The sequence below is a fragment of the Arthrobacter sp. MYb23 genome (assembly GCF_002979775.1).
Lineage (GTDB): Bacteria > Actinomycetota > Actinomycetes > Actinomycetales > Micrococcaceae > Arthrobacter.
The window spans coordinates 1-24,091 of record NZ_PCPR01000030.1 but is presented as its reverse complement, the minus strand read 5'-3'; the positions used below and the strand labels follow the sequence as shown (position 1 = coordinate 24,091).

At 63.7% G+C, this 24,091-nt stretch carries 22 protein-coding genes; 15 read left to right on the top strand and 7 right to left on the bottom strand.

The window, feature by feature from the left end; translation table 11 throughout:
* Positions 1-54 precede the first annotated feature (54 nt).
* The 5 genes from CQ020_RS21475 (at position 55) to CQ020_RS21450 (ending at position 5,955) form a co-directional block, all read left to right on the top strand.
* Positions 55-1,515: a cytosine permease gene (locus CQ020_RS21475; protein ID WP_258142150.1), complete on the top strand. Its 1,461-nt coding sequence runs from the start codon at positions 55-57 to the stop codon at positions 1,513-1,515.
* Positions 1,512-2,750 carry a serine hydrolase gene (locus CQ020_RS21470; protein WP_105693910.1) on the top strand — a complete coding sequence of 413 codons (1,239 nt, stop codon included), beginning with the start codon at positions 1,512-1,514 and terminating at the stop codon, positions 2,748-2,750. Before CQ020_RS21475 ends, CQ020_RS21470 begins: the two co-directional genes overlap by 4 nt.
* Positions 2,747-4,384, top strand: a complete 1,638-nt coding sequence (locus tag CQ020_RS21465; protein WP_105693909.1) for an amidohydrolase — start codon at positions 2,747-2,749, stop codon at positions 4,382-4,384. The genes CQ020_RS21470 and CQ020_RS21465 overlap by 4 nt, the downstream gene beginning before the upstream one ends.
* A gap of 135 nt (positions 4,385-4,519) precedes the next feature.
* A complete protein-coding gene (locus CQ020_RS21460; protein ID WP_105693908.1) occupies positions 4,520-5,113 on the top strand; it encodes a histidine phosphatase family protein in 594 nt (197 codons plus the stop codon).
* A gap of 113 nt (positions 5,114-5,226) precedes the next feature.
* Positions 5,227-5,955 (top strand): hypothetical protein, encoded by a 729-nt coding sequence (locus CQ020_RS21450; RefSeq protein WP_146116681.1) that lies wholly within the window; start codon positions 5,227-5,229, stop codon positions 5,953-5,955.
* A 143-nt stretch (positions 5,956-6,098) separates the two neighbouring features.
* Here CQ020_RS21450 and CQ020_RS21445 read toward each other — a convergent pair whose 3' ends face one another.
* Both CQ020_RS21445 and CQ020_RS21440 read right to left on the bottom strand, forming a co-directional pair.
* Entirely contained in the window at positions 6,099-6,383 is a 285-nt protein-coding gene (locus CQ020_RS21445) for a hypothetical protein (protein WP_105693905.1), read from the bottom strand.
* Between the two features lie 17 nt (positions 6,384-6,400).
* Positions 6,401-7,045 carry a TetR family transcriptional regulator gene (locus CQ020_RS21440; RefSeq protein ID WP_105693904.1) on the bottom strand — a complete coding sequence of 215 codons (645 nt, stop codon included), beginning with the start codon at positions 7,043-7,045 and terminating at the stop codon, positions 6,401-6,403.
* Positions 7,046-7,179: 134 nt separating this feature from the next.
* Between CQ020_RS21440 and CQ020_RS21435 the strand changes: the two genes are divergently transcribed.
* The gene (locus CQ020_RS21435) at positions 7,180-8,850 is read left to right on the top strand and encodes an APC family permease (RefSeq protein WP_105693903.1); all 1,671 of its coding nucleotides are present in this window, start codon (positions 7,180-7,182) and stop codon (positions 8,848-8,850) included.
* A complete protein-coding gene (locus tag CQ020_RS21430) occupies positions 8,851-9,753 on the top strand; it encodes a carbon-nitrogen hydrolase family protein (RefSeq protein WP_105693902.1) in 903 nt (300 codons plus the stop codon).
* A 77-nt stretch (positions 9,754-9,830) separates the two neighbouring features.
* On the opposite strand, the gene CQ020_RS21425 is transcribed toward CQ020_RS21430, so the two are convergent.
* Together CQ020_RS21425 and CQ020_RS21420 are read right to left on the bottom strand one after the other, a co-directional pair.
* The gene (locus CQ020_RS21425) at positions 9,831-10,061 is read right to left on the bottom strand and encodes a DUF6458 family protein (protein ID WP_024818630.1); all 231 of its coding nucleotides are present in this window, start codon (positions 10,059-10,061) and stop codon (positions 9,831-9,833) included.
* Positions 10,062-10,179: 118 nt separating this feature from the next.
* A complete protein-coding gene (locus CQ020_RS21420; protein ID WP_105693901.1) occupies positions 10,180-11,076 on the bottom strand; it encodes an SDR family oxidoreductase in 897 nt (298 codons plus the stop codon).
* Between the two features lie 117 nt (positions 11,077-11,193).
* Between CQ020_RS21420 and CQ020_RS21415 the strand changes: the two genes are divergently transcribed.
* Together CQ020_RS21415 and CQ020_RS21410 are read left to right on the top strand one after the other, a co-directional pair.
* On the top strand, positions 11,194-11,796 hold the full coding sequence (locus CQ020_RS21415; protein WP_105693900.1) for an XRE family transcriptional regulator: 603 nt from the start codon (positions 11,194-11,196) through the stop codon (positions 11,794-11,796).
* Positions 11,793-12,722 carry a DMT family transporter gene (locus CQ020_RS21410; protein WP_105568100.1) on the top strand — a complete coding sequence of 310 codons (930 nt, stop codon included), beginning with the start codon at positions 11,793-11,795 and terminating at the stop codon, positions 12,720-12,722. Before CQ020_RS21415 ends, CQ020_RS21410 begins: the two co-directional genes overlap by 4 nt.
* Before the next feature lie 94 nt (positions 12,723-12,816).
* On the opposite strand, the gene CQ020_RS21405 is transcribed toward CQ020_RS21410, so the two are convergent.
* On the bottom strand, positions 12,817-13,899 hold the full coding sequence (locus tag CQ020_RS21405) for an NAD(P)-dependent alcohol dehydrogenase (RefSeq protein ID WP_105693938.1): 1,083 nt from the start codon (positions 13,897-13,899) through the stop codon (positions 12,817-12,819).
* A gap of 181 nt (positions 13,900-14,080) precedes the next feature.
* Here CQ020_RS21405 and CQ020_RS21400 point away from each other — a divergent pair, with 181 nt between their 5' ends.
* Complete coding sequence (locus tag CQ020_RS21400; protein WP_105568071.1) at positions 14,081-14,743, top strand: TetR/AcrR family transcriptional regulator; 663 nt, start codon at positions 14,081-14,083, stop codon at positions 14,741-14,743.
* A 99-nt stretch (positions 14,744-14,842) separates the two neighbouring features.
* Positions 14,843-16,702, top strand: coding sequence for a glycoside hydrolase family 15 protein (locus CQ020_RS21395; RefSeq protein WP_105568072.1), 1,860 nt, complete (start codon positions 14,843-14,845; stop codon positions 16,700-16,702).
* Here the strand turns inward: CQ020_RS21395 and CQ020_RS21390 are convergent.
* Positions 16,671-16,883 (bottom strand): hypothetical protein, encoded by a 213-nt coding sequence (locus CQ020_RS21390; RefSeq protein ID WP_105568073.1) that lies wholly within the window; start codon positions 16,881-16,883, stop codon positions 16,671-16,673. The two genes, CQ020_RS21395 and CQ020_RS21390, sit on opposite strands and share 32 nt — an antisense overlap.
* A gap of 350 nt (positions 16,884-17,233) precedes the next feature.
* Here CQ020_RS21390 and CQ020_RS21385 point away from each other — a divergent pair, with 350 nt between their 5' ends.
* Together CQ020_RS21385 and CQ020_RS21380 are read left to right on the top strand one after the other, a co-directional pair.
* Complete coding sequence (locus CQ020_RS21385; RefSeq protein WP_105693899.1) at positions 17,234-18,634, top strand: glutamate decarboxylase; 1,401 nt, start codon at positions 17,234-17,236, stop codon at positions 18,632-18,634.
* Between the two features lie 21 nt (positions 18,635-18,655).
* Positions 18,656-19,516: a class II glutamine amidotransferase gene (locus CQ020_RS21380; protein ID WP_105568131.1), complete on the top strand. Its 861-nt coding sequence runs from the start codon at positions 18,656-18,658 to the stop codon at positions 19,514-19,516.
* A gap of 186 nt (positions 19,517-19,702) precedes the next feature.
* Here the strand turns inward: CQ020_RS21380 and CQ020_RS21375 are convergent, their stop codons facing one another.
* The gene (locus CQ020_RS21375) at positions 19,703-21,085 is read right to left on the bottom strand and encodes an MFS transporter (RefSeq protein ID WP_105693898.1); all 1,383 of its coding nucleotides are present in this window, start codon (positions 21,083-21,085) and stop codon (positions 19,703-19,705) included.
* A 151-nt stretch (positions 21,086-21,236) separates the two neighbouring features.
* Here CQ020_RS21375 and CQ020_RS21370 point away from each other — a divergent pair, with 151 nt between their 5' ends.
* Positions 21,237-22,163, top strand: coding sequence for a helix-turn-helix domain-containing protein (locus CQ020_RS21370; RefSeq protein ID WP_105693897.1), 927 nt, complete (start codon positions 21,237-21,239; stop codon positions 22,161-22,163).
* A gap of 366 nt (positions 22,164-22,529) precedes the next feature.
* Positions 22,530-24,091, top strand: a 1,562-nt coding sequence (locus CQ020_RS21365) for a DUF222 domain-containing protein (RefSeq protein WP_374956265.1), incomplete at its 3' end; no start/stop codon positions are given.

The following is a 24,091-nucleotide window of genomic DNA, read 5'->3' as shown; positions in this document are numbered from 1 at the left end:
CGATGGACCGGTTTCCCAGCGTTGCGAACCGGTCCTTGCCCGAGAGGAACAGCGTTGTCCCACCCCAACTTGACCGATGCGGTCAGCTATCCCGAACCCCTTGCCCACCCCGAAAAACGCGGCATTGAACTCATCGAATCGTCCGAACGCCATGGCCGTGCCCGGGACCTCTTCCCGGTGTGGGCCGCCCCAAACGTCAGCGTCCTCAACTTCACGGTGGGCGCCACGCTGATCCTGCTGGGCATGGAGCTCTGGCAGGCTTTCCTGGTCATCATCGCGGGCAGCCTCCCGTGGATCCTCACTGGCATTGTGGCCACCAGTGGCCCGGCGGCAGGCACCTCCGGCTCGGTCATCACGAGGGCCATCTACGGAATCCGCGGGAACAGGGTGGTTGTCGCCTTCTTTGGCTGGTTCATTTCCGCCGTTTTCCTGGCGCTCAACTGGCTTGCGTCCTCGTTCATGGGCGCAGAGCTCCTGGCGCAGATCGGCTTCACCGATCCCGTCCTCGTGCCGGTGCTCGTCACGATTATTGTTGCCGCCATCACCGTGCTGGTGGCCGTGTTCGGCCACAGCCTGATCCTGCGCAGCTACCCCGTGGTTGCCTCGGTGTTGCTTGCAATCTTCCTGCTGGTGACGGCCTTCGTCCTGCCCCATGTGCAGTGGGGCTACACGGCTCCTGCGCCGCTGGAGGGTCTGCCGCTGTGGTCTGCTATGACCATCGGATTCGCCATCCTCGCTTCCTCTCCCCTGTCCTATTCAAATAGCCCGGACCTGGCGCGCTACCTCCCCAAATCCACCAAGCCTTCGCACATCATCGCGGCCACAGCGCTCGGTGGCGCCCTGCCAGCCATCTTCTTCACATCAGTGGGCGCATTGCTCGCAACAGGGATTGACGCCGCAGCCATGGATCTTGGCATCGAATCGGCGCTTCTGGCCCTGCTCCCAGCCTGGCTCGGACCCATCTTCGTGGTGGGCGTCATCATCAACACCATCGCACTCAACGGTATGACCACCTACACGGCGAGCATGGCGTTCCAGTCCATCGGCGTCCCCATCCGCCGCATCCCCTCGGCGGTGGTAGTTGGAGCGATCGGCACAGCGCTGACCATCTATCTCGTCATGTCCACCAGCCTGCTGGACGCCGTGAACCTCATGCTGCAGCTCTTGGTCCTCATCTCCGGACCCACCATGACCATCTTCGCCACGGACGTCATCCTTCGACGCAACCGCTACAGCGGCGATGACCTCTTTGACGAGCAGCCCGGCAGCCGCTTCTGGTACTCCGGCGGCTGGCACGTCCCCGGCTTGCTCGCCATCGGCCTTGGCGCAGCCGTGGCCTCCCTGTTCCTCACCAGCTCTGTATGGACCGGCCCTATCGCCGCGGCTATGGGCTTCCTGGACCTCTCGGTGCCGGTGTCCATGGTGGTGACAGCCGGGGTCTACATCGCTTTGACGCGCCTCGCCGCGAAACGCCGCCCCACCGCAATCCCCTCCATTGAAGGAGCCCGCGCATGACCACCACCGGAGCCCATCCCCCGCGTTACGGCGGCGCCGCCGGCCAACCCACCGTGGACTCTTGGCAGGAAGGCCCGCACAACCGCTGGACCTTCGCCCACCTTGGTGAAATGCTGCCGACGGCGTCAGTCCCCCGCCACTTCACGTCCGCCCCGGCAGCGGCTACTGAGCGGCTGGCTGCCCTTGCCGTTCCCGGCCTGACTCAGCGCCTTGAGGAAACATACACCGACGCCTTCCTGGTCCTGCACCGCAACAATGTCATTGCGGAGTACTACCGCCCTGGCTTTTCCCCTGATGACCTGCATCTGGTCATGAGCATTTCGAAGTCGATGTGCGGCCTGGTGCTGGGGGCGTTGGTGGATTCCGGAGACATCGTCACGTCCGCCAGTGTTGTTGACTACGTCCCCGAACTCGCCGGATCGGTCTACGACGGTCCCACCGTCCAACACGTCCTGGATATGGCTCTCCACCTCAACTACAGCGAGGACTACCTGGATCCGTCCTCCGAGGTGCAGACCCACGACCGCTCTGCCGGCTGGCGCACCCGCCGGGACGGCGATCCCCAGGACACCTACGAGTTCCTCACCACGCTCACAGGCGACGGAACCGTGGGCCGCTTCCAGTATTGTTCCGCGAACACGGACGTACTGGCGTGGATCATCGAGCGTGTGACCGGGCTCCGCTACTCAGAGGCCCTGTCCAAGTACCTGTGGTCCAAGCTCGACGCCGACCGGGACGCCACCATCACCGTGGATTCCAGCGGCTTCGGCTTCGCTAACGGCGGGGTCTCCTGCACCGCCCGCGACCTGGCGCGGGTGGGCCGGTTGATGCTCGACGGCGGCGAAGGTCAGGCAGGCCGGGTGGTGTCCGAGGGGTGGGTCCGCAGCATACTCGCTGGCGGAAATCGCGAGGCCATGGCCGACGCTTCTTTCACCGGCATACACCCCCACGGCTCTTACACCCGTCAATGGTGGTGCACGGGAAACGAGCGCGGCAACGTGACAGGCATCGGGATCTACGGCCAGTACCTCTGGATCGATCCCGCCACCGATACCGTGGTGGTCCAGCTCTCCACTTGGCCGGAACCGGATAGCGGCCACCTCCACGAACTACAGAATCAGCTGCTCCTCGATGTCAGCCGCTCCCTGGATGAGCCCCTCGCAGCAGGCGAATCAGAACCACAAAAAATCCCAGCAGAAGAAACAGCACCGGAAAGCAAGGAAACCGCAGCGTGAGAACCCAGCTTTACACCAACGCCCGCATTTTCACCTCCGATACCCGCCGTTGGGCTGAGGCCATGCTCGTTCAAGGTGAACGAATCCTCTACGTAGGAGACGCCGCCACAGCCGTGCGCCTTCGCCCTGACGCCGAGAGGATTGACCTCAAGGGCCGTCTGGTTGTCCCTGGTTTCGTCGACGGCCACGCGCACGTAGTCGGTACCGGAGAAGCCCTCAGCCAGGTAAGTCTCTGGGGTGCCAAGTCCGTGGAAGAGATTCAGCACCGCATCAAAGCCAGGGCCACAGAACGCCCGGGTGCTGACCGGGTCCTGGCTACCGGGTGGCTGCACGGCGCGATTCCGGGCGGCGTACCGGACGCAGGGATGCTCGATGCCGTAGTCCAGGACAAGCCCGTATATGCCTTCGCCTACGACTTCCACTCAGCATGGGTGAACACTGCGGCGCTGGCTGAACTCGGGATCGATGAGCACACGCAGAATCCGCACGGCGGCACCATCAAGCGCGATTCGAACGGGCATGCCACCGGCTACATCGACGAAAACGCGTTCTACGACATCGTGCTCCCCTTCCTCGACGCCCAGGTGAGCGATGACGAGCACGAGGCAAGCATCGCCGCCGTCCAACACGCCTACCGCGAGACCGGCGTGACCACGGCGTGCGATATGGGATTCAACGAGACTGACCTCGAAGCCTTCAACCGTGCCGACAAAGACGGCACACTGACCAGCCGCCTCATCGCCTACTGGCGCGTCAACAACGCTGGATCGGCGGAGGAAAACATCGCCCAGGTCCAGCGGGCGGCCGCGCTCGCCGTCGACCATGTTTCGCCTTTCCTCCGCGTGGTGGGCATCAAGGTCATCATTGACGGCACCATCGACGGGTGCACGGCCACTCTGGGAATGCCGTACGCCGATGGTTCGAATGCGGAGCCGATCTGGAGCCTTGAGGAACTCGCGCCCGTGGTTGCCGCGGCAGACACTGCCGGTTTGAAGGTGGCCATGCACGCCATCGGCGACGAATCGGTGAGGATCGCCATCGGCGCCGTGGAGCACGCCGTGGCGCAGAACGGCCCCCGCGAACGCCGTCACCGCATTGAGCATCTCGAGTTGGTGGACAGGGCGGACGTCGATCGCCTCGCCGCGCTGGGGATCACCGCCAGTATGCAGCCGGTCCACGCCGACCCGGCCATCAGTGAAAACTGGGTGGCCAAGTTGGGTGACGACCGAGTGGAGCGCGGCTTCCCGTGGCCGTGGATCACCCAGGCGGGGGCCCGGCTGGCTTTCGGCACGGACTCCCCCACCTCCCCGCACGCACCACTGCCCAACATGTATGTGGCCACCACCCGGGCTTCGGCCCTCGATCCATCCGCCGGGACCAATGTGCCAGACTTCGCCCTTCCGCTGGCCGAATCGATCGAACACGCAACACGCGACTCTGCGTGGACCTGCGGCGCGGAGCACGAGATCGGCCGGCTTGCTGCCGGCCTGTACGCGGACTTCGTGGTCCTGGACACCGACGTGTTCGCTGCAGAGAACCCGGCCTCGCTCCTGGACGCGAAGGTTGTCAGGACAGTGGTGGGTGGGAGAACAGTGCACCAAACAGAGCCGGCTGCTCCCGAGCAGGCTGTGTAGAAACCGGCCAGGTCGGGCGGCACTAACCGCAGCCGAACGCCCGACGGCGACCTCCCGCCGTCGGGCGCTTCTTAAGGTGCGGTAGTGGTGTTACGTGACGTAGGAAACTGCGGCACATGGCGCCTGCAAGGCACAATGGAAGGCATGACCCTCACAACTTTCGCCCTCGTCCGCCACGGCCAAACCGATTGGAACGCGGAGCGCAGGTTACAAGGGGCCACTGACATCCCGCTCAACGACGTCGGCCGCGGCCAGGCGCGCGAAGCCGTCAACTTCCTGTCGGACCAGCAGTGGGACACCGTGGTGTCCTCGCCCCTGAGCCGCGCCGCCGAAACTGCGGAGATCATCGCCGAAGGGCTCGGCCTGAAGGTTGCCCGGCTGGTACCTGAGCTCATAGAGCGCAGCTTCGGTCCCGCCGAAGGACTCCAGGCAGGGCCCGAATTGGAAGCCCTCCGCATCCCGGGCGGCTTCCGTGGCGCCGAAACCGACGTGGCCGCCGCCGACCGCGGCATTGCCGCCTTGGAGTCGTTGGCTGAAGAGTTCGCCAGCAAGCGCGTCCTGGTGGTTGCCCACGGCACATTGATCCGGCTGACACTCAGCCGGGCGATCGGACGCACCCTGGACAGCGTGCAGAACGCGGTACTCAACCTGGCCCATCACCACGTGGCTGACGGCTGGCAGCTGGAGTACTTCAACGGCGAGCGCGTCACGGCTGACGTCGAGGCCTGAGCCGCCGCCCTTCCCCCGTCCAAGGACTGCCAGCGCAGGCGCTCAGGACCGATAGGGTTATCTCGGCTGAGAATCACTCAGTCCGGAAAAGTAGCACCCGATGGGGGAATGAAGTGAAGAAGTTTGCGCTGCAAAGTGCCGGAATATCGGCACTGGTAATGATGGCCTTGACCGGCTGTGGCGGGTCCACGGGATCCACCGAATCAACCGGGTCCACGGAGCCGGCATCCCCGTCGGCAACTCCCACCGTGGCCAAGCAGTACACCAATGACGAGCTCATGGCCATGGTCAAGCAGATCAAGAGCCCGTCGGGCAAGGACCTCAGCGTTGTCTCGAGCGAAGAACTCGCACAGGAAAATCCCATGAAGGCCCTTCTGAGCATGTTCACCGTTGAACCTGCCGAGTGCAAGGACCTCGGAACCCTGGGTGGTTCTGAAGTTCTTGAGGGCTCAACAACGGCCGCCGGGGCAGACTTGAACGCTGAAACCGGTGTTATGACCATGGTGACCCTGACGTCCGGTGTGGATGTTCAGAAGCTGCAGGACAGCATGGCCAAGAGCGCCGATCAGGCCAGCAAGTGCGCCACCATGACGTTGTCCATGTCCGGCCAATCCATGACCGTCTCCACGGAAAAGTTTGAAGGCATCAGCACGGTCCCCGGAACCCTGGGGTATAAGACCGCCATGTCCTCCGCCAGCGGCTCTTCCCAAACCACGTACATGGCGTACGTCATCAAGGACGGCGTCATGATCTCCGCTACCGCATCCGGAAAGGGTGCCGAGGCAGCTGGTGTCGCTGCCGCCGGCGCAATGATGGACCAGGCCGCAGCACAGATCAAGTAGTTAACGCTTCGGGCAACCGGCAGTTCGGGTAACCCGGCAGCTCGGCAACAGGCAAGGGCCGTGATCCTCGGGTGAGGTTCACGGCCCTTGCTGTTTTGTTCGCGGGCAGCTTTGTTTGCGGGTCAGTGCCCCAATCCAGAAAACTACTGCGCTTCCAGCCGCGCCTTCAGTTGCTCAGCGTAATCCGTGTAAGCGGCAGCAATCTCTTCCAGGTCAACGGTCTGAGGGAAGTCGATCACGGGTTGATGTTCGGCCAGATACGACGTGGTTTCTTCAACAACACGCTGCTCGTCGAATCCATCCAGGCCAACCTCGGCCAGGAAATCCGGGTTGGTGTGGACCAAGGACTCTCCGCTTTGGCCTTCCGAGGCCCACCGCACCAGGTACTCGTTCTGATTGACCAGTTCAATGTCGAATGACGTCTCCATGGCAGCAGCCTACGCCGTTACGGAGCAGGTGCTGACACGCCCCGGGCCGCAATGAGCTGGAGCAGGTTCTCCGCTTTGAAGCCCAGAAGAGCAGCCGCGAGGCTCCCCATCAGGTCAAGCACGTACTCGCTGCTGGCACTTCCGGCCAGCACGTCCATCACCAGTCCATCTTCCTGGGCAACCAGGGTCCGGGCGATCTTGGCCGGGTCCAGAAGGGGAGAGAACTCGCCGGCGCGGGTTCCGGCGTCGATGATGTCCCGGTAGACGCGTTCCTGCGCTTTGGTGAGCTCTTCCTGGATTCGGCGTTGCTCTACATCGCGGAGCATGTGGGGCCAGTATTCGTAGAGAATCCGGGAGACGTCGTCGTCCAGCCCGGCAGTAGTGCCCGCGCTGATTACCGCTGCGAGCCGGGCCGTGGGACTCATATCCGCGTCAACGGATTCGGCGAGCTTCTCAAGGAACCTGCCGGAGGAAGCCTGCACAGCGGAGGCGATGATCTCGGCATGGCTCCCGAAGTAGTACAGCACGGCATTGGCGGCCATGCCCGCCTCTGCTGCAATGGCGCGAAGCGTCGCGCCCTCCGCGCCGTCACGGGCAGCCACGGCCTGGGCTGCAGCCACGATTTCCTGGCGTCGGATTTCCTTCTTGTCTACCTTTGCCACTGCCGCTCCCCCGTGGGCTCTTTGAAGATTCCTGTTGACATTGACTCTAGACCGGTATTGAATGGCATTCAAATTTGAATGTGATTCAAATTACTGACTTGAGATACCAACAACAGATTCAACGAGGAGTCTCCGTGTCACAGCCCCCTTCCCCCACCCCGCTCGTGAACGAACCAACACCAAAGCGCCCAACACCACGCGAGCCAACGCCAAAGCACCCAACGCCAATGGACCCCGCGGCACCACGGGACCCAACATCCAAAGGCCTGAAAGCCGGATCGATCGGCATTGGCCCCACCGTCGCCCTGGGTCTGGCGGCCGTAGCCCCCGCCTACAGCCTGGCCGTGACACTCGGCTTCGTGGTCCTCGCTGTTGGAACGAGCACCCCTGCAGCGTTCCTCCTGGGCTTCGTTCCCATCCTGTTTACCGCGCTGGCATTCAGGGACCTCAATAAGGAGATGCCCGATTGCGGCGGCGTCTTCGTCTGGATCTCCCGCGTCTTTGGGCCGACTGCCGGGTGGTTCCTGGGCGGCTGGGTTCCGCAGATGGCCACGTTCATTGCGGGCGCCGCTGTGGCTCAAGTCGCCACCACGTACCTGCTCACGTTCTTTGGCTTGGCATCCATCGCCGCGGAACCGCTTGCCGTAGCCGCCATTGCGTGTGGGCTGATCGTCCTGAGCGCATGGATCGCGGCGAGGGGAATCGAACTCTCCGCCTGGGTACAGTACGCGCTGATTGGCCTCCAGCTGGTGGCACTCGGCGGATTCTGCGTGGCTGCCTTCACCGCCATGGCCACAGGCACCTCCGCCGGAATGGCAGAAGGCGGCGCAGAAAAGCCGGGCCTGGACTGGTTCAACCCCTTTGCATCCGGTGACATGTCAGGGCTCGTGTCCGGCGTCATTCTCTGCCTGTTCATTTACTGGGGATGGGATGCCCTGATAGCGGTGAATGAGGAAACCACGGACCGTCAAGGCACACCCGGCAAGGCTGTGGTGATCACCACCGTCATCCTGCTGTTCTTCTACGTGGTGACGGCTACGGCCGCCGTCGGATTTGCCGGAACTGCGAGCATCACCAATCCCGAAACCGTCTCGGATGTCCTCTCGGTCCTTGGTCCGCAGGCGACAGGGAGCGTGTTTGGCCAGGTCATCGTCCTCGCAGTGGGCCTGTCTGCGTTGGCGGCATTGTTGACAGTAGCCGTGAGCACGCCCAGGACCTGGCTCAGCATGGGCACGTACGGCGCCCTCCCCAAGGCGACCACAAAGATGCACCCAAAGCGTGGAACACCCACCACCTCCATCGCTTGGTGGGCTGCCATCACCATGGCCATAACGTTGGGACTGACAGCAATCAGCGCGGACTTCATCGGCCTGGCCATCCTCTCGGTGGGCCTGATGATCGCTGCGTACTATGCGGCCACAGCCCTGGCCTCCGTGGTGTACTTCGCCCCGCATATGCGCACTTCCGCATCAGCCCTCATCCTGAAGGGCATCCTCCCCGGCCTCGGAGCCCTCCTGATGGTCGGAGCGTTCGCGTATAGCGCCGTGGACATGCTGTCCCCTGAGTACGCGGGGCTTTCCTGGCTGGGAATTGGTTCGGTGTTCTGGATCGGGATCGGCGCGCTGTGCCTGGGATTGCTGGTCACCGCGATCCTAAGGACCAAGCTACGCCGCTTCTTTTCCGGCGAATCCATCCCTCGCGGAAACGTCACCACCCGCCACCACCTTCCATCCATTCTCAGCGGCGAAACTCTCAGCAACCAGACCCCTGGCAAGGCAACTCCCAGCAACGAAACCGAGGCATAAATGCGCATCCTGTCCATCGCAGCAATCCAGACCAACCCCGTCCCGCACGATCTCGAAGCCACGTGGGCACGCTTCGAAGCACAGGCCGAGTCAGCCAAGAAGCTCGGCCCCGACGTGGACGTCATCGTGGTTCCGGAACTGCTGCTTTCCGCCCCGGGCGAGTTCCTGCTCCCGGATCCGGAGGGCGAAACCCGTTCCGCTGCTCCCATCCCCAGCCCCCTGACCCACCGCATCTCGGCACTCGCCCGCAGACTTAACGTGTGGCTCGTGCCCGGCTCACTTCTGGAAACGGACAACGGCAACACCTACAACACGGCCATCGCCGTCTCACCTCAAGGCGAGATTGTGGCCCGCTACCGGAAGCTCTTCCCGTGGCGCCCGTTCGAGACCACCACGCCCGGGGATTCCTTTGTCACGTTCGACATCCCCGGCTGTGGACGCATTGGCCTGGCCATCTGCTTCGACGGCAGCTTCCCTGAGGTTGCGAGGCAGCTGGCGTGGCTCGGAGCCGAAGTCATCATCCAGCCCACGCTCACCACCACCCGCGACAGGGCCATGGAGATCGTCATGTCCCAGGCCAACGCCTTCGCCAACCAGGTATATGTGGTGAACGTCAACGGAGCGTCCCCGTGCGGCGTGGGCGAGAGCGTCATCGTGGACCCCGAGGGCACCATCATGCAGCAGGCCCGGGGCGGGGAAGAGATCCTCTTCGCCGTCTTGGATCTTGACCGCGTCACCCAGCTCCGCCGCTACGGAACCCATGGCATCAACCGGCCCTGGGCTCAACTCCGGGACCAGGAGGGCCTGCTGTCCTTCCCGATGTTCGGCGGTGCGCACTTCCAGTCACCGGATTGGAGCGCTTCCAGCACCGCGGGCCACCCCAGCGGAGTTGCCTCGGCTTAAGCTGTCCAGACCCTTAACGGAAGAAGCGCACGACGGCGATGGTCGCCGTCGTGCGCTTCTTCCGTATGTTGCGGCTGCTAGACCTCCGGGCGCCGCTCGACAACCGTTTCGGGAGCGGTTCGACGTTCAACGACGGTCCGGCGCGTCCGGCCGGACATGGCGATGGAAATGATGAGTCCGATGACGCCGACCACCATCAGGATGTAGCCCACAAGGACTTGATCGAGGAAGGGGATAAGTCCGGGTGCGAGCGCGAAGGCCAGAATAGCTCCAACGGCAATCAGGGCAATGGAAGAACCGATTCTCATAACGTGCTCCTCGTGTCTTTTCGGCGCAGTCAGGGATTACGGCCGAATCTGTGTCATCAGGATACTTATGATCTTCTTCTTCGGCCAGTCACTACCGCGCCGCACTAGTCCGTGTTGATTAGTGGCCGTAGCGTTCAGCCACCCGGACGACAGCGTCCTCGGGAGTGGGCGCGGGGCCGAATACCTGCTCCTGGCGAGTGACGTCAGCGACGTATTTTCCAGTCTCGAACCACGCCACCATGCTTGCCATATCGCCCACCAACGGCAGGACCTTTGCGGTCACCTTGCCGAGCCCCGCAATGGCGCCGGCCGGTATGGACATCACCTTGATCTGCCTGCCGGCCCGGCGGCCAGCCACTTCCGCTGCTTCATGGATGCTCACGGGCCGGCTCCACCCAATATCAATGCGCTCGCCCTCAACAATGTCTGCGTCCACGGCCTCCGCAAGGTACGCAGCGACGTCGCTGGCCAGGACGAACGTGAGCCGGGCGTCCTTTGAGCCGAGCCACACAAAGCGGCCCTTCGCAAAGGGATCCCCTCCCATCCCCACCGCTTGGTCAAAGAAGGCGCCGGGCCTGAGTGCCACAAACGGAACGCCGAGCTCTTCGAAGGCGTCCTCGGCCAGCTTCTTGTTCCAGAAATGGGGGATCTGGGGAGTCTCGTCGCAGGTGACGATGCTGATCAGCACGAAGCGCGGCACTCCAGCGTGCTTGGCCGCGACAGCCAAGTTGCTATTGCCAAACGTGTCTATCGCTTTGGCATTCTTGTCATTGCGCGTATAGCCGGCCGCGGTGGAGATGGCCGCGGAGACCCCGGTCATCGCGGCGATCAAGGAGGCGGCATCCAGCATGTCGCCGCGGGCGATCTCAACGCCCTTGGCCTCAAGTTTGGCGGCGTTGGACTTGGGCCTCACCAAGGCACGGACTTTCTTGCCGCGCTTGAGAAGCTCGTCCACCACTTGGCCGCCCAGGAAACCTGTGGCGCCAACAACAAGGACAGGAAGGTCTTCGGCCACGGTTTCTCCTCAGGGGTTTGCTCCTAGGGTCAGTGGTAGCACGCGGTGGGAGCTCCGGGCTAGGGCATGTTTAGTCCGAATACACAGAGTGCACTCAAAGTGCATTATGATGCACTTATGGATGAAAGCACCACCACCCTCTCTTTGGCGATCGGAGCCAGGGTCAAGCAAGAGCGCCAAACCCGCGGCTGGACGCTGGATCAACTGGCCGAGGCAGCTGGCGTGAGCCGGCGGATGATTATCAACGTGGAGCAGGGAGCCGCAAACCCCAGCGTCGGGACACTGCTGCGGATCAGCGATGCCCTGGGTGTCGGGCTTCCCGCGCTGGTGGAGTCACCACGCCCCAAGCCGATCAAAGTAACCCGCAGCGGCGAAGGCGCAACCTTGTGGAGCAGCGAACGGGGTGGACGCGGTGTCCTGGTGGCTGGCACCGAGTCCCCGGACGTCGTGGAACTATGGGACTGGACCTTGGGCCCGGGAGACCACCACGGCAGCGAAGCCCACGCCTCCGGAACCAAGGAGCTCCTGCAGGTCCTCCAGGGCACCCTGACCGTGGACGTCGATGGCCAGATGAGCACCCTCGAGGTGGGCGACTCCATGACTTTTCCGGGCGACATCGCCCACTCCTACGCAAACACCGGCACGGATCCCGCCCGATTCTCCCTGGCAGTTTTTGAGCCTGGCGTGGGTTCGGGACACCTGCAGGAGACGGGTTCATGAGGACTCCTCAGCGCACCCCCGTTCCGCCGTGGGGACTTGCAGTTGCAGCCATGATCTCCGTGCAGCTGAGCTCCGCCTTCTCGGTTAACCTCATTGCCGAGGTAGGCCCCGCAGGTACTGCCTGGCTGAGGTTGAGCATGGGGGCCATCATCTTCCTCGCCATTGCCCGGCCACCGCTTCGCTCGGTCCGCCGGCCGGACGTTCTCCCCCTCCTGGGACTCGGCGTCGCCACCGGCCTCATGACCATCATGTTCCTCGCCGCGATTGAGCGGATTCCCTTGGGCACCACGGTGGCCATCGAGTTTCTTGGGCCGCTGACAGTGGCCGCGATCCGAAGCCACAACCGCAAAGCCTTGGCCTGGCCGGTGTTGGCGCTGGCCGGCGTCGTCCTTTTAACAGAACCCTGGCATGGCCAGATCGATGCCCTCGGCGTCATGTTCGCAGCCATCGCGGCCGCCGGTTGGGGCGTCTACATCCTCCTGACCCAACTGATCGGTGATCGCTTCACGGGAACCGGAGCGCTGTCACTCACCGTCCCGGTGGCCGCCATTACAGCCGCAATCGTCGGAGTGCCACAGGCCGCGGGTCACCTCAGCGTGGGGGTCCTGCTGGCCGCCCTCGGAGTCGCCGTGCTCATGCCAGTACTCCCCTTCATCCTGGAAATGATGGCTTTGCGGCGCATGACGTCCACCGCTTTCGGCACGCTGATGTCCCTGGAACCGGCATTCGGCGTCCTCCTTGGGCTGCTGGTGCTACATCAACAACCGTCCATCATCCAGTTCATCGGCATCACGCTGGTGGTGGTTGCGGGCGCCGCAGCCCAGCGCGGCGGGGACAGGCGCCCGCCGACGCCGGATCCCGTCGCCGGCCTGGAACCGCCCCTCACCCAAGCCCTGCCCGCCACCAACCCGCGAAACGAAAGCTGAGACGCGCGGACTCGGCCAGGGCTGCTGATCCAATCCTTGGAGTTCAGTGTGGGATTCCTGCGCGGCTTATCCTGCATGGCTTATCCTGCGTGGCTCAAATGGTGATGACCACTTTCCCGCGGGCTTTACCGGCGTCGAAGTAACGCATGGCCTCGGGGACCTGCGCCAGCGGAAACGTGCGGTCAATGACAGGAGTGATGATTCCCGCGTCCAAAAGCCCAGCAAGGTATTCCAGATCCCCAGCCGTCTGGGTGCCCACAATCATGGTGAGCCGCTGCTTGATGAACGGGGAGAGTGCCACTGCCCGCAGTTGGCGATCCATACTGCCCGTCCACGAGCCGCCTTCCTCGCCACCGGTGATCACAGCCGTGCCGTCAGGAGTGAGCGACCGCCGAAGTCGGGCAACGGACGGGTTGCCTGCGATGTCGATGATGACGTCGTAGCGTTCCGTGCCATCAGCAAAATCCTGCGTGGTGTAGTCGACCACGTGGTCTGCGCCGAGCGATCGAACCAAGTCCAGCTTGGCAGTGCTGGCAACGCCTGTGACCTGGGCGCCGGCCGCCTTGGCGAGCTGCACCGCATAGCTGCCCACACCTCCGGAGGCGCCGGTGATCAGGACCTTGAGCTCCTTGGACGTCGAGCCCTTAGCTTTCGGCTCTTTCGACGTCGGGCCCTTCACGGGATCCACACCGCCGGCACGCAGCGCGATCAGGGCAGTGCAGGCTGACACCGGCACGGCCGCGGCCTGCTCGAAGCTGATACCCGCGGGCTTGTGGGCCAGGTTATTTTCGTGGGCAGCGGCGTACTCCGCGAACGAACCCTTCCCCGACCCAAAGACGTGGTCACCCACAACAAACCGCGTCACTTGTGAGCCGACGGCCTCAACAGTACCGGCGAGGTCCAGCCCGGGAACGGGATGCCTCGGAGCGCGGAAACCGTAGACCGGGCGCAGCGCATACGGCAACCCGCTGGTGATGTGCCATGTCCCGCGATCCAACCCGGCGGCGTGAACCTTCACCAGCACTTCATTCTCACGGATGGCGGGGCGCGGGACCTGAGCCTCGTGCAGGACGTCGGCGGAGCCGTAGGCCTCCTGAACAATGGCCCTCATGAACGGACCCGGCATGGACCGCCGCTTGTGATGACGTGATTCCTTGGCTTGCTGACCAGTGGTCATGGCCGGACCTTTCAGGTGTGCTTTCAGGGTGTTCAGGGTTGCTTCAGCGAATTCGTACGCTGTACTAAAGACGTTACCGTACACTGTACTAAAGTTCTAGGGGTCCTGAGGATCCAGACCACCAAAGCACCAGCACCAGCACCAAACCGCCAGAGACCCGTTCCGAGCCGAGGGAGATCCCGTGACCGCAGCACCCCAGCGCCTCCCCCTGAGCCGGGAGCGCGTCCTGGAGTGCGCCGTCGCGCTCGCGGACGAATCCGGGCTAGCTGCCTTGACCATCCGCACGCTTGCTCACAGCATGGGAACCAAACCCATGTCGCTCTACTACTACGTAGCCAACAAGGACGAAATCCTGGACGGAATCGTGGACATGGTCTTCAGCGAAATCGACCTTCCCGCGTCCGACGGCGATTGGAGCGAAGAGATGCGGAGGCGGGCAACGGGAGTGCGAGCGGCACTAAAACGGCACCCTTGGGCCGTCGGGCTGGTGGAAAGCCGGTCCGCCCCGGGACCGGCCACCCTCCGACACCATGAAGCGACACTCGCCACCTTGCGGACCGCGGGCTTCTCCGTGCAACTGACCGCCCACGCCTATGCCCTGCTGGACAGCTACATCTACGGATTCGCCGTCCAGGAAGCTGCCCTGCCGTTCGAGGGCCGCGACACTGCAGCGGAAATCACCAAACCCATCATGGAGCGCTTCTCCACCGGTGAGTATCCGCGCATGGTGGAGATCGCCGTCGAGCATGTCCTCAAACCCGGCTATGACTTTGGCGACGAGTTCATGTTCGGCCTCGACCTCATCCTGGACGGCCTTCATCGCTTGAAAGCCGGCACCGAATAAAAGCTCTCCCGCAGGAGGCGCGAGTCTCATTGGAGGCACTCAGGCCCACGGGGTACGGTTCGGGCATAGCTGACGACGCCGACTAAGGGAGTTTTGTTCATGGCCAGGATCGAGGACTATGCCATCATCGGGGACCTGAATACGGCTGCCCTGGTGGGGCGCAGCGGTTCCATTGACTGGATGTGCCTGCCGCGCTTCGATTCCCCGGCCTGCTTCGCCGCACTGCTGCATAACCCCGACGCCGGCCGCTGGCTCCTCGCACCCGCCGGGACACCGGACGGCGGCAACTGCACGCGCCGTCAATACCGCGAGGACACGCTGATCCTGGAAACGGAATGGGAAGTTGACGGAGGCTCGGTCCGGGTCATCGATTTCATGCCCGTCCGCGACGACGCGGTTGATCTGGTGCGGATTGTCGAGGGACTGTCCGGCGAGGTCACCATGCAGATGGAACTGGTTCTGCGCTTCGACTACGGCCGCGTGGTGCCGTGGGTCCGGCATAGCGAGCACGGCATCAGCGCGGTGGCCGGCCCCGACTCGGCGTACCTCACCACGCCTGTCACCTTGGAGGGCCACGACAAGCGCACGTTCAGTGAATTCACGGTTAAAGCCGGCGAGCGCGTTCCTTTCGTGCTGCGGTGGGCGCCAAGCCACGAGCGGGAGCCGCGGCGGATCGACCCCTTCCGGGCGCTTTCCGGAACGGAGAAGTTCTGGCTGGAATGGATTGGCCGCAGCGAGATGACCGGCAAGTACAAGGAGCCGGTGGAGCGGTCCTTGATCACTCTCAAAGCCCTGACGTACGCACCGACCGGTGGGATCGTGGCTGCCGCAACCACGTCCTTGCCCGAGCAACTGGGCGGACCACGCAACTGGGATTACCGCTACTGCTGGCTGCGCGACGCCACCCTGACCTTGCAGTCACTGCTCGCCGCGGGCTACACCGAGGAAGCCTCCGCATGGCGGGATTGGCTGCTGCGCGCTATCGCCGGCGACCCGTCGGAACTTCAGATTGTGTACGGGCTCGACGGCGCCAGGAGACTCCCGGAGGCGGACATTCCCTGGCTCTCCGGTTATGAAGGTTCACAGCCGGTCCGTACCGGAAATGCTGCTGCCCCGCAGCTCCAGCTGGACGTATGGGGCGAGGTGCTGGATGGTCTATCACTGACCCGGGCGGCTTCCCCTGACAGCTCGGTGGATACGTCCTGGGACATCCAGGTGGCCTTGATGGAGTACTTGGAGGGTGCGTGGAACCAGCCCGATAACGGGCTGTGGGAAATGCGCGGACAGCGCCGGCACTTCACCCATTCCAAAGTGATGGCGTGGGTGGCTGCGGACCGTATGGTCAAAGGAGTTCGAACATCCGGGTTGCCGGGCCCTGCTGACAGGTGGGCCGCCCTTCGCAGCGAAATCCACGCAGATGTGATGACCAAGGGCTTTGACGAGAAACTCAACACCTTTGTACAGTCCTACGGCAGTACGGAATTGGACGCGAGCCTGCTCCTGATCCCACGGGTGGGCTTCCTGCCGCATCGGCATCCACGGGTGGCGGGGACGGTGGACGCCATCCAGAAAGGACTCAGTGACGATGGCTTGGTCCTCCGGTATCGCACCCAGTCCGGCCATGACGGACTTCCGGGCGACGAAGGTGTTTTCCTGGCTTGTTCGTTCTGGCTGGTTGATGCGCTGCTGGGCATCGGCCGCACAGGGGAAGCGACCCAGCTCTTCGAACGGCTCCTTACCTTGCGCAATGATGTGGGGCTGCTGAGCGAGGAGTGGGATCCGCGGACGCAACGGCACCTCGGCAACACACCGCAAGCCTTCAGCCACTTCCCGCTGATTCACAGCGCCCTGCAGCTTCATCAGGGTGAAGCTCACAGCAGTGACACGCCGCTCCGTAAACCCAAACATCCGGGGCGGGCCAGCGGTTCTACGCTTCGGAATGATCCTCGCCTTCGGTAGCAGACGGTTCGCCTTTGTGGCTCGCTTCCTCCAAGTGACGGTCCAGCTTGCGTTCGGCTTCGCGTCGGCGCTGGCCAACGGTCCGCATCTGCTGCGTGGAGGGGTCTCCCCGATCTTCTGACATTGCGCTGCCTGATGATGCTGCGCCCTCGACGGGCTGCACATTCTCTTGTTCGCCCATAGGTCAATGGTCCCATCACCAGTTCGTCAGCGATAGCTCAAACTCCTGTTGTGAGGCCCGTTCTGCGCACTATCCCGAGCATTTGGGGCGCAGAGCGGGCCTCACACCATGCGTTTAGCACCAGTTTTGGTCGACGCTGCCAGTTTTGGCCGACGCCGCCCGTTCTGCGCACTCACAACGGCCGCTCACCTCAGCGGCACCCACGGCGAAAGACGCACGACGGCAAGCTACCGCCGTCGTGCGCTTATTGCGGGCTGTCCAGGAGCTTGGGTGGGCGGGCCGTCCCCGGTAGCGTGAGCCGGAGACAGGTTGCGCCCCGCGCAAGCGGACGAATCCCAAGGAGTTGCCCCATGAGCAGATCCCACCGAGCGTCACAGCATGAACCGGACACTGCCGTCGAACTCAATCCTTTGTTCAGCCGGCCCGGAGAATCCACCATTTTTCCTCGATTCACCCTGCCGGACGGTGAGTCCTTACCCGCCACGGCCTACCAGGTTGTCCACGATGAAGCGATGCTGGACGGCAATTCCCGGCTGAACCTGGCCACGTTTGTGGGGACGTGGATGGAGACGGAAGCCTCAAAGCTGTATGCCGAGACGTTCGACAAGAACATGATCGACAAGGATGAGTATCCCCAAACGGCGCTTATTGAAACCCGCTGCTGGCGGATGCTCGCGGACTTGTGGAATGCGCCGGATCCCGCGAAGAGCATTGGCACCTCCACCATCGGTTCCTCCGAGGCGTGCATGCTGGGTGGGTTGGCGTTGAAGCGGCGCTGGCAACACGCAAGGCGCGCCGCCGGGAAGTCCACGGAGAAACCCAACCTCATCCTCAGCTCGGCGGTCCAGGTGTGCTGGGAGAAGTTCTGCAACTACTGGGATGTGGAGCCCCGTTTTGTCCCGGTCTCGGCCGAGCACCCAACCTTGGACGGCCATGACCTGGACCAGTACGTGGACGAAAACACCATTGGCGTCGTGGCCATCCTGGGCGTCACTTACACCGGCAAATACGAACCCGTGGAACTCATCTCCGAAGCCTTGGACGAGATCCAGGCACGCCGCGGACTGGACATACCCATCCATGTGGACGGGGCTTCAGGAGCCATGGTGGCGCCGTTCCTGCAACCGGAAACGGTATGGGATTTCCGGCTCCCCCGCGTTGCCTCGATCAACACGTCCGGCCATAAATACGGGCTGGTGTACCCCGGCCTCGGATGGGTGGTGTGGCGGGATGCGGCGGCGCTCCCCGAGGACCTGATCTTCCATGTCAGTTACCTTGGCGGGGACATGCCCACGTTTGCCCTGAACTTCTCCCGCCCCGGCGCCCAGGTGTTGCTGCAGTACTACCTCTTCCTCCGCCTGGGTTTTGCCGGCTACAGGTCCGTCCAAGCAACGTCCCGGGATGTGGCGCTTTACCTCTCCAGCGAGATCGGGGCCATGGACGCCTTCACGTTGTGGAGCGACGGTTCCGACATTCCGGTGTTCGCTTGGCAACTCAGCGAGGGTCACACCGAACACTGGAACCTGCACCACCTCTCGGAGCGGCTCAGAATGAACGGCTGGCTGGTTCCGGCGTACCCCCTGCCAGATGGTTTGAGTGAGGTTACAGTCCAGAGGATCGTGGTCCGCAACGGTTTCACCCGCGACCTCGCCTCCAGTTTCCTGGATGACCTCAAAAAGGAAGTCGACTACCTCGATAGCCTCACGGCGCCGATGCCCACGAACAAGCAATCAGAAGGCTTCCACCACTAACCCTTGGAAAGGCAATTCGCTATGTGCCGTCTCTTTGGGCTCCACGCCGGGCCACGGCCGGTGCGCGCCACGTTCTGGTTGCTGGACGCCCCGGACAGCCTTTCCGTTCAAAGCCGACGCGAGCCCGACGGCGCCGGCATCGGCACTTTTGATACCGCCGGCAAAGCTCATGTGGCCAAACAGCCGTTGGCAGCGTGGGAGGATCACGCTTTCGCCCGGGAAGCGAGAGTCCTGTTGAGCACCACGTTCCTGGCGCATGTGCGGTATGCCAGCACCGGCGCGCTCACCATGGTCAACACGCATCCGTTTGAGCAGGACGGGCGGTTGTTTGCGCACAACGGCGTTCTTCACGGCCTGGAAGACCTCGATCAGCGCCTCAACGAGCTCGGCGTGATGGACCTGGTGCTGGGACAGTCTGACAGTGAGCGCCTCTTTGCGCTGATCACAGCGGAAACGCGCAGGGCCGGAGGAGACGTAGGGACCGGCATTGTGGAGGCCATCAACTGGGTGGCCAGGGAACTACCCGTGTTCAGCCTCAACTTCATCCTGTCCACCGCAACAGACATGTGGGCGCTGAGGTATCCAGCCACCCACGAGTTGTACGTGCTCGAAAGGCATCCGGCCACTGCCGCCGCCCCGCTGGACGCTCGAAGTCACCGCATCCGTTCGAAGAGCACCGGGCTTTCCCATTCCCCGCATGTTCTCTTCGCCACTGAACCCATGGACGCCAACCTGGGCTGGCGTCCCATGGAATCAGGCGAGCTGATCCATGTTGGCCCCGGCCTTGGCCTCACCTCCACTGTGCCCTTCCCGAATGCTCCCACCCATCTGCTCGCCCTCGCCGACCTCGAACCGACCGCGGCAGCGTCGCAGCAGCCCTGACCGCCACTGGTCCGTCGGCGCCCAACGGGTGTCAGCCCGCGCCCAAGGTCCGTCGGCCCGCGCCCAACAGGTGTCAGCCCGCGCCCAAGGCCCGTCGGCCCGCGCCCAAGACGTGCCCGCGCTCAACGGGACAAGCGCACGACGGCGACCTCCCGCCGTCGTGCGCTTCATGACTCTTCCGCGGCGTCAGGCCACACGTGGCTTCTTGAGGAAAATCGCAACCGCTGCGGCAGCCGCGAGGCAAAGGGCCGCGTTCACGGCAATGGCCGCCGTGACGCCGCTCAGCACTGCGGGCGCGTCGCTCGCGCCGACGGCAATCAATTGAGCGGTGAAGACCGCACTCATGACGGGGATGCCCAAGGTGATGCCGATCTGTTGGCTCATGGTGGCCAGGCCGGTTGCCATACCTTGATCTGCGTCCGGGAGGCCTGACGTGGCGGTAACCATGAAGCCCACGATGACCACCAGGTTGGCCACGCCGCCTATGAATGTCGCCACCAGGAGGAGCCCGATCGAGGCCGGATCTGAGTTGAGCAACAGCAAGGCTCCCGTAGCCACCGCCTGAACCACGAACCCGTAGACAATGGCGTTCTTGCTGCCCACCCTCGCGATCACCCTCGGTCCTGCCATGCCGCCCAGGACCGTACCCAGGCCCAGGACAGCGAAGGAAAGTCCCGCGCCCAGCGGCGTGTAGCCGAGAACCTGCTGCAGGTACAGGGTCAGCAGGAACACCAAGGATGTCTCGGTAACGAAGGCCAGAACTCCCGCCACGTTGCCCCACGCCACGTTTGAACGCCTAAGGATGGCAAGAGGCACCAGCGGGTGCGGTGCGCGGCTTTCCACCCAGGCAAAGACGGCAAAGAGGACGACGGCGACCGCAAGCGCACCGAGCGTCAGAGGGTTCGTCCATGAGTTCGCGGCCGCGTGAGTGAAGGCGAAGACCAAGGCGAACAGGCCCAAGGTGACGGTGATGGCGCCGGGAACGTCGAGCCGGAGCTTGGAAGTGGGCCTGCTCTCGGCGAGGACAACGGGGGCGATAAGGAGAACGGCTGCCGCAACGGGAACATTGATGAAGAAAGCCCACCGCCAGCTCAAGAGGTCGGTCAGTAGCCCACCCAGAATTGCGCCGGTGGTAAATCCGGCAGCCATCAGGGAGCCATTGAGGCCAAGTGCTTTATCCCGAAGAGGGCCTTCCGGAAATGAAACCAACAACAAGGACAAGGCCGCCGGCACCACCATGGCCGTGGCGATACCCTGGCCCACCCTTGCCAGTAGCAGCAACGCAGGCTCGGCGGCCAGCCCACCCGCCAGTGACGCTGCCCCGAGCAGCGCCATGCCGATCAAGAACATCTTCCGCCGCCCCGCCAGATCCGCCACGCGACCGAACAACAAGGTCAGCCCGGCGGCGCAGAGCGCGAAAGCTGTTGCGACCCATTGCAGGTTTTCCAACGAGAAGCCCACGTCCGAGCCGATGGCAGGCAGGGCGACGTTGAGGATGGAGAAATCGACAGCCAGCGTGAAACTGGCTGTCAGGAGGACGATGAGCGCCAGCCGTTGCTTGGTGGTCATGCTTTGTGTTGGCGCGGCGTCGGGGTGGCTGACTTTATTAGTTGTTGGCATGCCTACAGCGTGGCCATTTCCGTAAACGGTAACCACACCCCGCTGTGGGTACCACTGGCAGTGACAGGACAATCCCGGCCAATGGCTGAACAATGGGGGCATGGGTACACACAGTGAACTTGGGGAGTTCCTCCGCGTCCGCAGGGCAGCCTTGCAACCTGAGGACGTTGGCGTCCTGAATTACGGCATCCGCCGTGTCCCCGGTCTGCGGCGGGAGGAGCTCGCCATGCTGGCCGGGGTCAGCACCACGTATTACACCCGGCTGGAACAGGGACTGAGCACAAATGCCTCAGACGCTGTCATCGACGCAATTGCCCGCGCCTTGAACCTCAGCATGGACGAACGCGCACATCTGTTCAATCTGGCCCGCCCGGGAAAGACTAAGCGGCGCTCGCCGGCCAAGCCGGACAAAGTTCGGCCCGGGACTTTGAGGTTGATCCAGTCCATGTCCGGTACGCCAGCGGTGGTGCTGGGCCGTCGAAGCGAAGTTCTGGCGTGGAATGCCTTGGGACACCGGCTCGTTGCGGGGCACGTTGACTTCGCCGCTCCGGAGAGCCCCTCCAGCCGTCCCAACATGACCCGATTGCTGTTCCTCGACGATCACACACGGGAGCTGTACGCCCGGTGGCCGGAGGAGGCGAGCAGGGCGGTGGCATCATTGCGCCTCGTGGCAGGAAAATCAGCTGATGACCAGGAACTGGCTTCCCTGGTGGGTGAGCTCACGTTGAAGAGCCAGGAATTCGCGACTCTGTGGGCCAAGCATCCGGTGGAGAACTGCATGTCCGGCGTGAAATACCTGCACCACCCTGAGGTTGGCTACCTGGAGTTGAACTTCGAGGTCCTTACGCCCCCGGACGAATCCGGGCACCGGGTGCTCCTGTATGCCGCAGACCCGGGATCTCCTGCGGCGACGGCCCTGCAGCTTCTTCAAGGTTCGGGTGGCATCGAGGCAATCCCGCGCGTTTTGGCGGAAATCGACGCAGGTAGGCCAGCCGGCATCGACCCCCAAACCGGTCTGATCTGTTAGGCCCCGAATGACGGTCAGCCCCGCGTCGTGGTGGGAGCATTGCAACGGCAACTCGAGCCTGGGACCAAGTTTTCCACATAGCGTCGATTGGGGCTGATAGCTGCCGAGCCCTCGTGACAGGGTTGACTTATGGAAGGCAAAGGGCAGATCTTGGCGCGGCGGGCAGGTTGGTCCGACGCCAGTGAGGTGCCCCGGAACGCCTCTTCTGTCTCTCTCGACACGCCTTCCCGGCCCCCAGCAAGCAAGTGCCCGACGGCGGCAGGAACCAACGGGGGAACCTCACGGAGCGCTGGGCTACTTGGTGGATTTGAGCCGCTGCCCATGGCGGGGGAAGCATCCCGGCCTGGTGGTGCCGTGCCTCGGACGATGCCAGGGACGGCATCCACGGTTTTGCCGGCGGCATTGCCAGAGGCGGTCCCCGCGACGTTGCTGGGGACCGCCTCCGCGGCTGTGCCCACGGCGGCTTTGCCCCTGCCAGAGGTAACCAGACCGAAAGAGGTACCCGAATGGGTGTCCGAGGAGTCTTCGTTAGCCGGTGCGGCAGCACTGGAAGCGGCGCTTCTTGAGGGTACTGCCGCGACCGAGGCGTTGAGGTCCATGGCGGCCGACGAGGTGCGGTTGTTTGGCTTTGTTGAGGCTGCTGATTTTGCAGGCAGGGTGGAGGAAATTTCCCGGTCGATTGAGTATTTGCAGGTGGTCGCGGCCCAGGCGGTGGAACGGACCCGGAGTGAAGCACAACAAGCCGGTCCGAGGTCATCGGCAGCGCCAGCAGCAGCGGCGGCAGCACCGGAGTGGCGGACGGGCTGGACCGAACCAGCCCCGGGCACAACGGTTCCGGAGCCGACCCATGGTATGGATGATGGGCACAGTGTGGTGGATGATGGGTATCGGGACGCGGCGCAGTTCCTTCGGGCACGGTTGCGGATCAGTATCGGTGAGGCCCGGCGCAGGCTAGCCCTCGCCCCCGAGGTCCTCCCCCAAACCGGAATGACCGGTCAACAGATCCCGGCCCGACGCGAAATCCTCGCCGACGCTGTCGGATCCGCGTTGGTGCCTTCCCGGTCCGCGACGACCATCAGCACCGCCCTGGACAAAGTCCGGCACCTCACCGACGAGGACACCATCACCCGGATGGAACACTCCCTGACCACCACCGCGGTGGAGACCGACCCGGACTTCGTCACCACCATGACCAAACGCTGGATCGACTCCATCGACCACGACGGCCCCGAACCTTCCGAAGAAGTCCTCCGCCAGCACCAAGGCGCGTTCCTGCGCCGCCGGCGCCGCTACGGACTCCACCACATCGAGATCTTCGCCACCGACGAACAATACGAAACCCTCACCACCGTCATGAACACCGCCACCAACCCCAGACTCACCACCGGAGCCGAGTCCAACACCGGCACCGCAGACGACACCGGCACTGCAGCCGCAGCCGCAGCTGACACGGAAGCCGGAGACGGCGCCGGGGCCGGGCCAGTTCTGGACCTGCGTACCCGGCCCCAGAAACACCTCAACGGCCTCGTCGGGGCCTGCAGTATCGCGATGACCACCGGGAAACTACCCTACAACGGTGGACTCCGACCCCAACTCACCGTCACCATCGACTACCAAGAACTCCTCAACCAACTCAACGACACCAGCCACCACGAAGACCACGGCCGCGCCGGAACAGGCCCGAACCACGGCAACGGCGGCCTTCCCAGCACCAGCACCGGCACCAGGACCGGGACCGGGACCGGGATAGGGGCAGGCAACAAAGACGGGACCGGCGCCGGGACAAGGACAGGGTCTGGGTCTGGGTCTGGGTCAAGGTCGGGGCGTGGGTCAAGGTCGGGGTCCGGGACGGCGACGTTCCTCGGACCGATCCACCCCACCACCATCCGCAAAATCGCCTGCGACGCCGACATCCTCCCCGTCCTGCT

What these genes read in the sequence shown, in the direction of transcription:
- CQ020_RS21390 (WP_105568073.1), bottom strand. Translation starts at nt 16,883, where the DNA reads ATGGGCGAACAAGAGAATGTGCAGCCCGTCGAGGGCGCAGCATCATCA.
- CQ020_RS21415 (WP_105693900.1), top strand. Translation starts at nt 11,194, where the DNA reads ATGGATGAAAGCACCACCACCCTCTCTTTGGCGATCGGAGCCAGGGTC.
- CQ020_RS21395 (WP_105568072.1), top strand. Translation starts at nt 14,843, where the DNA reads ATGGCCAGGATCGAGGACTATGCCATCATCGGGGACCTGAATACGGCT.
- CQ020_RS21385 (WP_105693899.1), top strand. Translation starts at nt 17,234, where the DNA reads ATGAGCAGATCCCACCGAGCGTCACAGCATGAACCGGACACTGCCGTC.
- CQ020_RS21425 (WP_024818630.1), bottom strand. Translation starts at nt 10,061, where the DNA reads ATGAGAATCGGTTCTTCCATTGCCCTGATTGCCGTTGGAGCTATTCTG.
- CQ020_RS21410 (WP_105568100.1), top strand. Translation starts at nt 11,793, where the DNA reads ATGAGGACTCCTCAGCGCACCCCCGTTCCGCCGTGGGGACTTGCAGTT.
- CQ020_RS21405 (WP_105693938.1), bottom strand. Translation starts at nt 13,899, where the DNA reads ATGACCACTGGTCAGCAAGCCAAGGAATCACGTCATCACAAGCGGCGG.
- CQ020_RS21375 (WP_105693898.1), bottom strand. Translation starts at nt 21,085, where the DNA reads ATGACCACCAAGCAACGGCTGGCGCTCATCGTCCTCCTGACAGCCAGT.
- CQ020_RS21370 (WP_105693897.1), top strand. Translation starts at nt 21,237, where the DNA reads ATGGGTACACACAGTGAACTTGGGGAGTTCCTCCGCGTCCGCAGGGCA.
- CQ020_RS21445 (WP_105693905.1), bottom strand. Translation starts at nt 6,383, where the DNA reads ATGGAGACGTCATTCGACATTGAACTGGTCAATCAGAACGAGTACCTG.
- CQ020_RS21380 (WP_105568131.1), top strand. Translation starts at nt 18,656, where the DNA reads ATGTGCCGTCTCTTTGGGCTCCACGCCGGGCCACGGCCGGTGCGCGCC.
- CQ020_RS21470 (WP_105693910.1), top strand. Translation starts at nt 1,512, where the DNA reads ATGACCACCACCGGAGCCCATCCCCCGCGTTACGGCGGCGCCGCCGGC.
- CQ020_RS21460 (WP_105693908.1), top strand. Translation starts at nt 4,520, where the DNA reads ATGGAAGGCATGACCCTCACAACTTTCGCCCTCGTCCGCCACGGCCAA.
- CQ020_RS21430 (WP_105693902.1), top strand. Translation starts at nt 8,851, where the DNA reads ATGCGCATCCTGTCCATCGCAGCAATCCAGACCAACCCCGTCCCGCAC.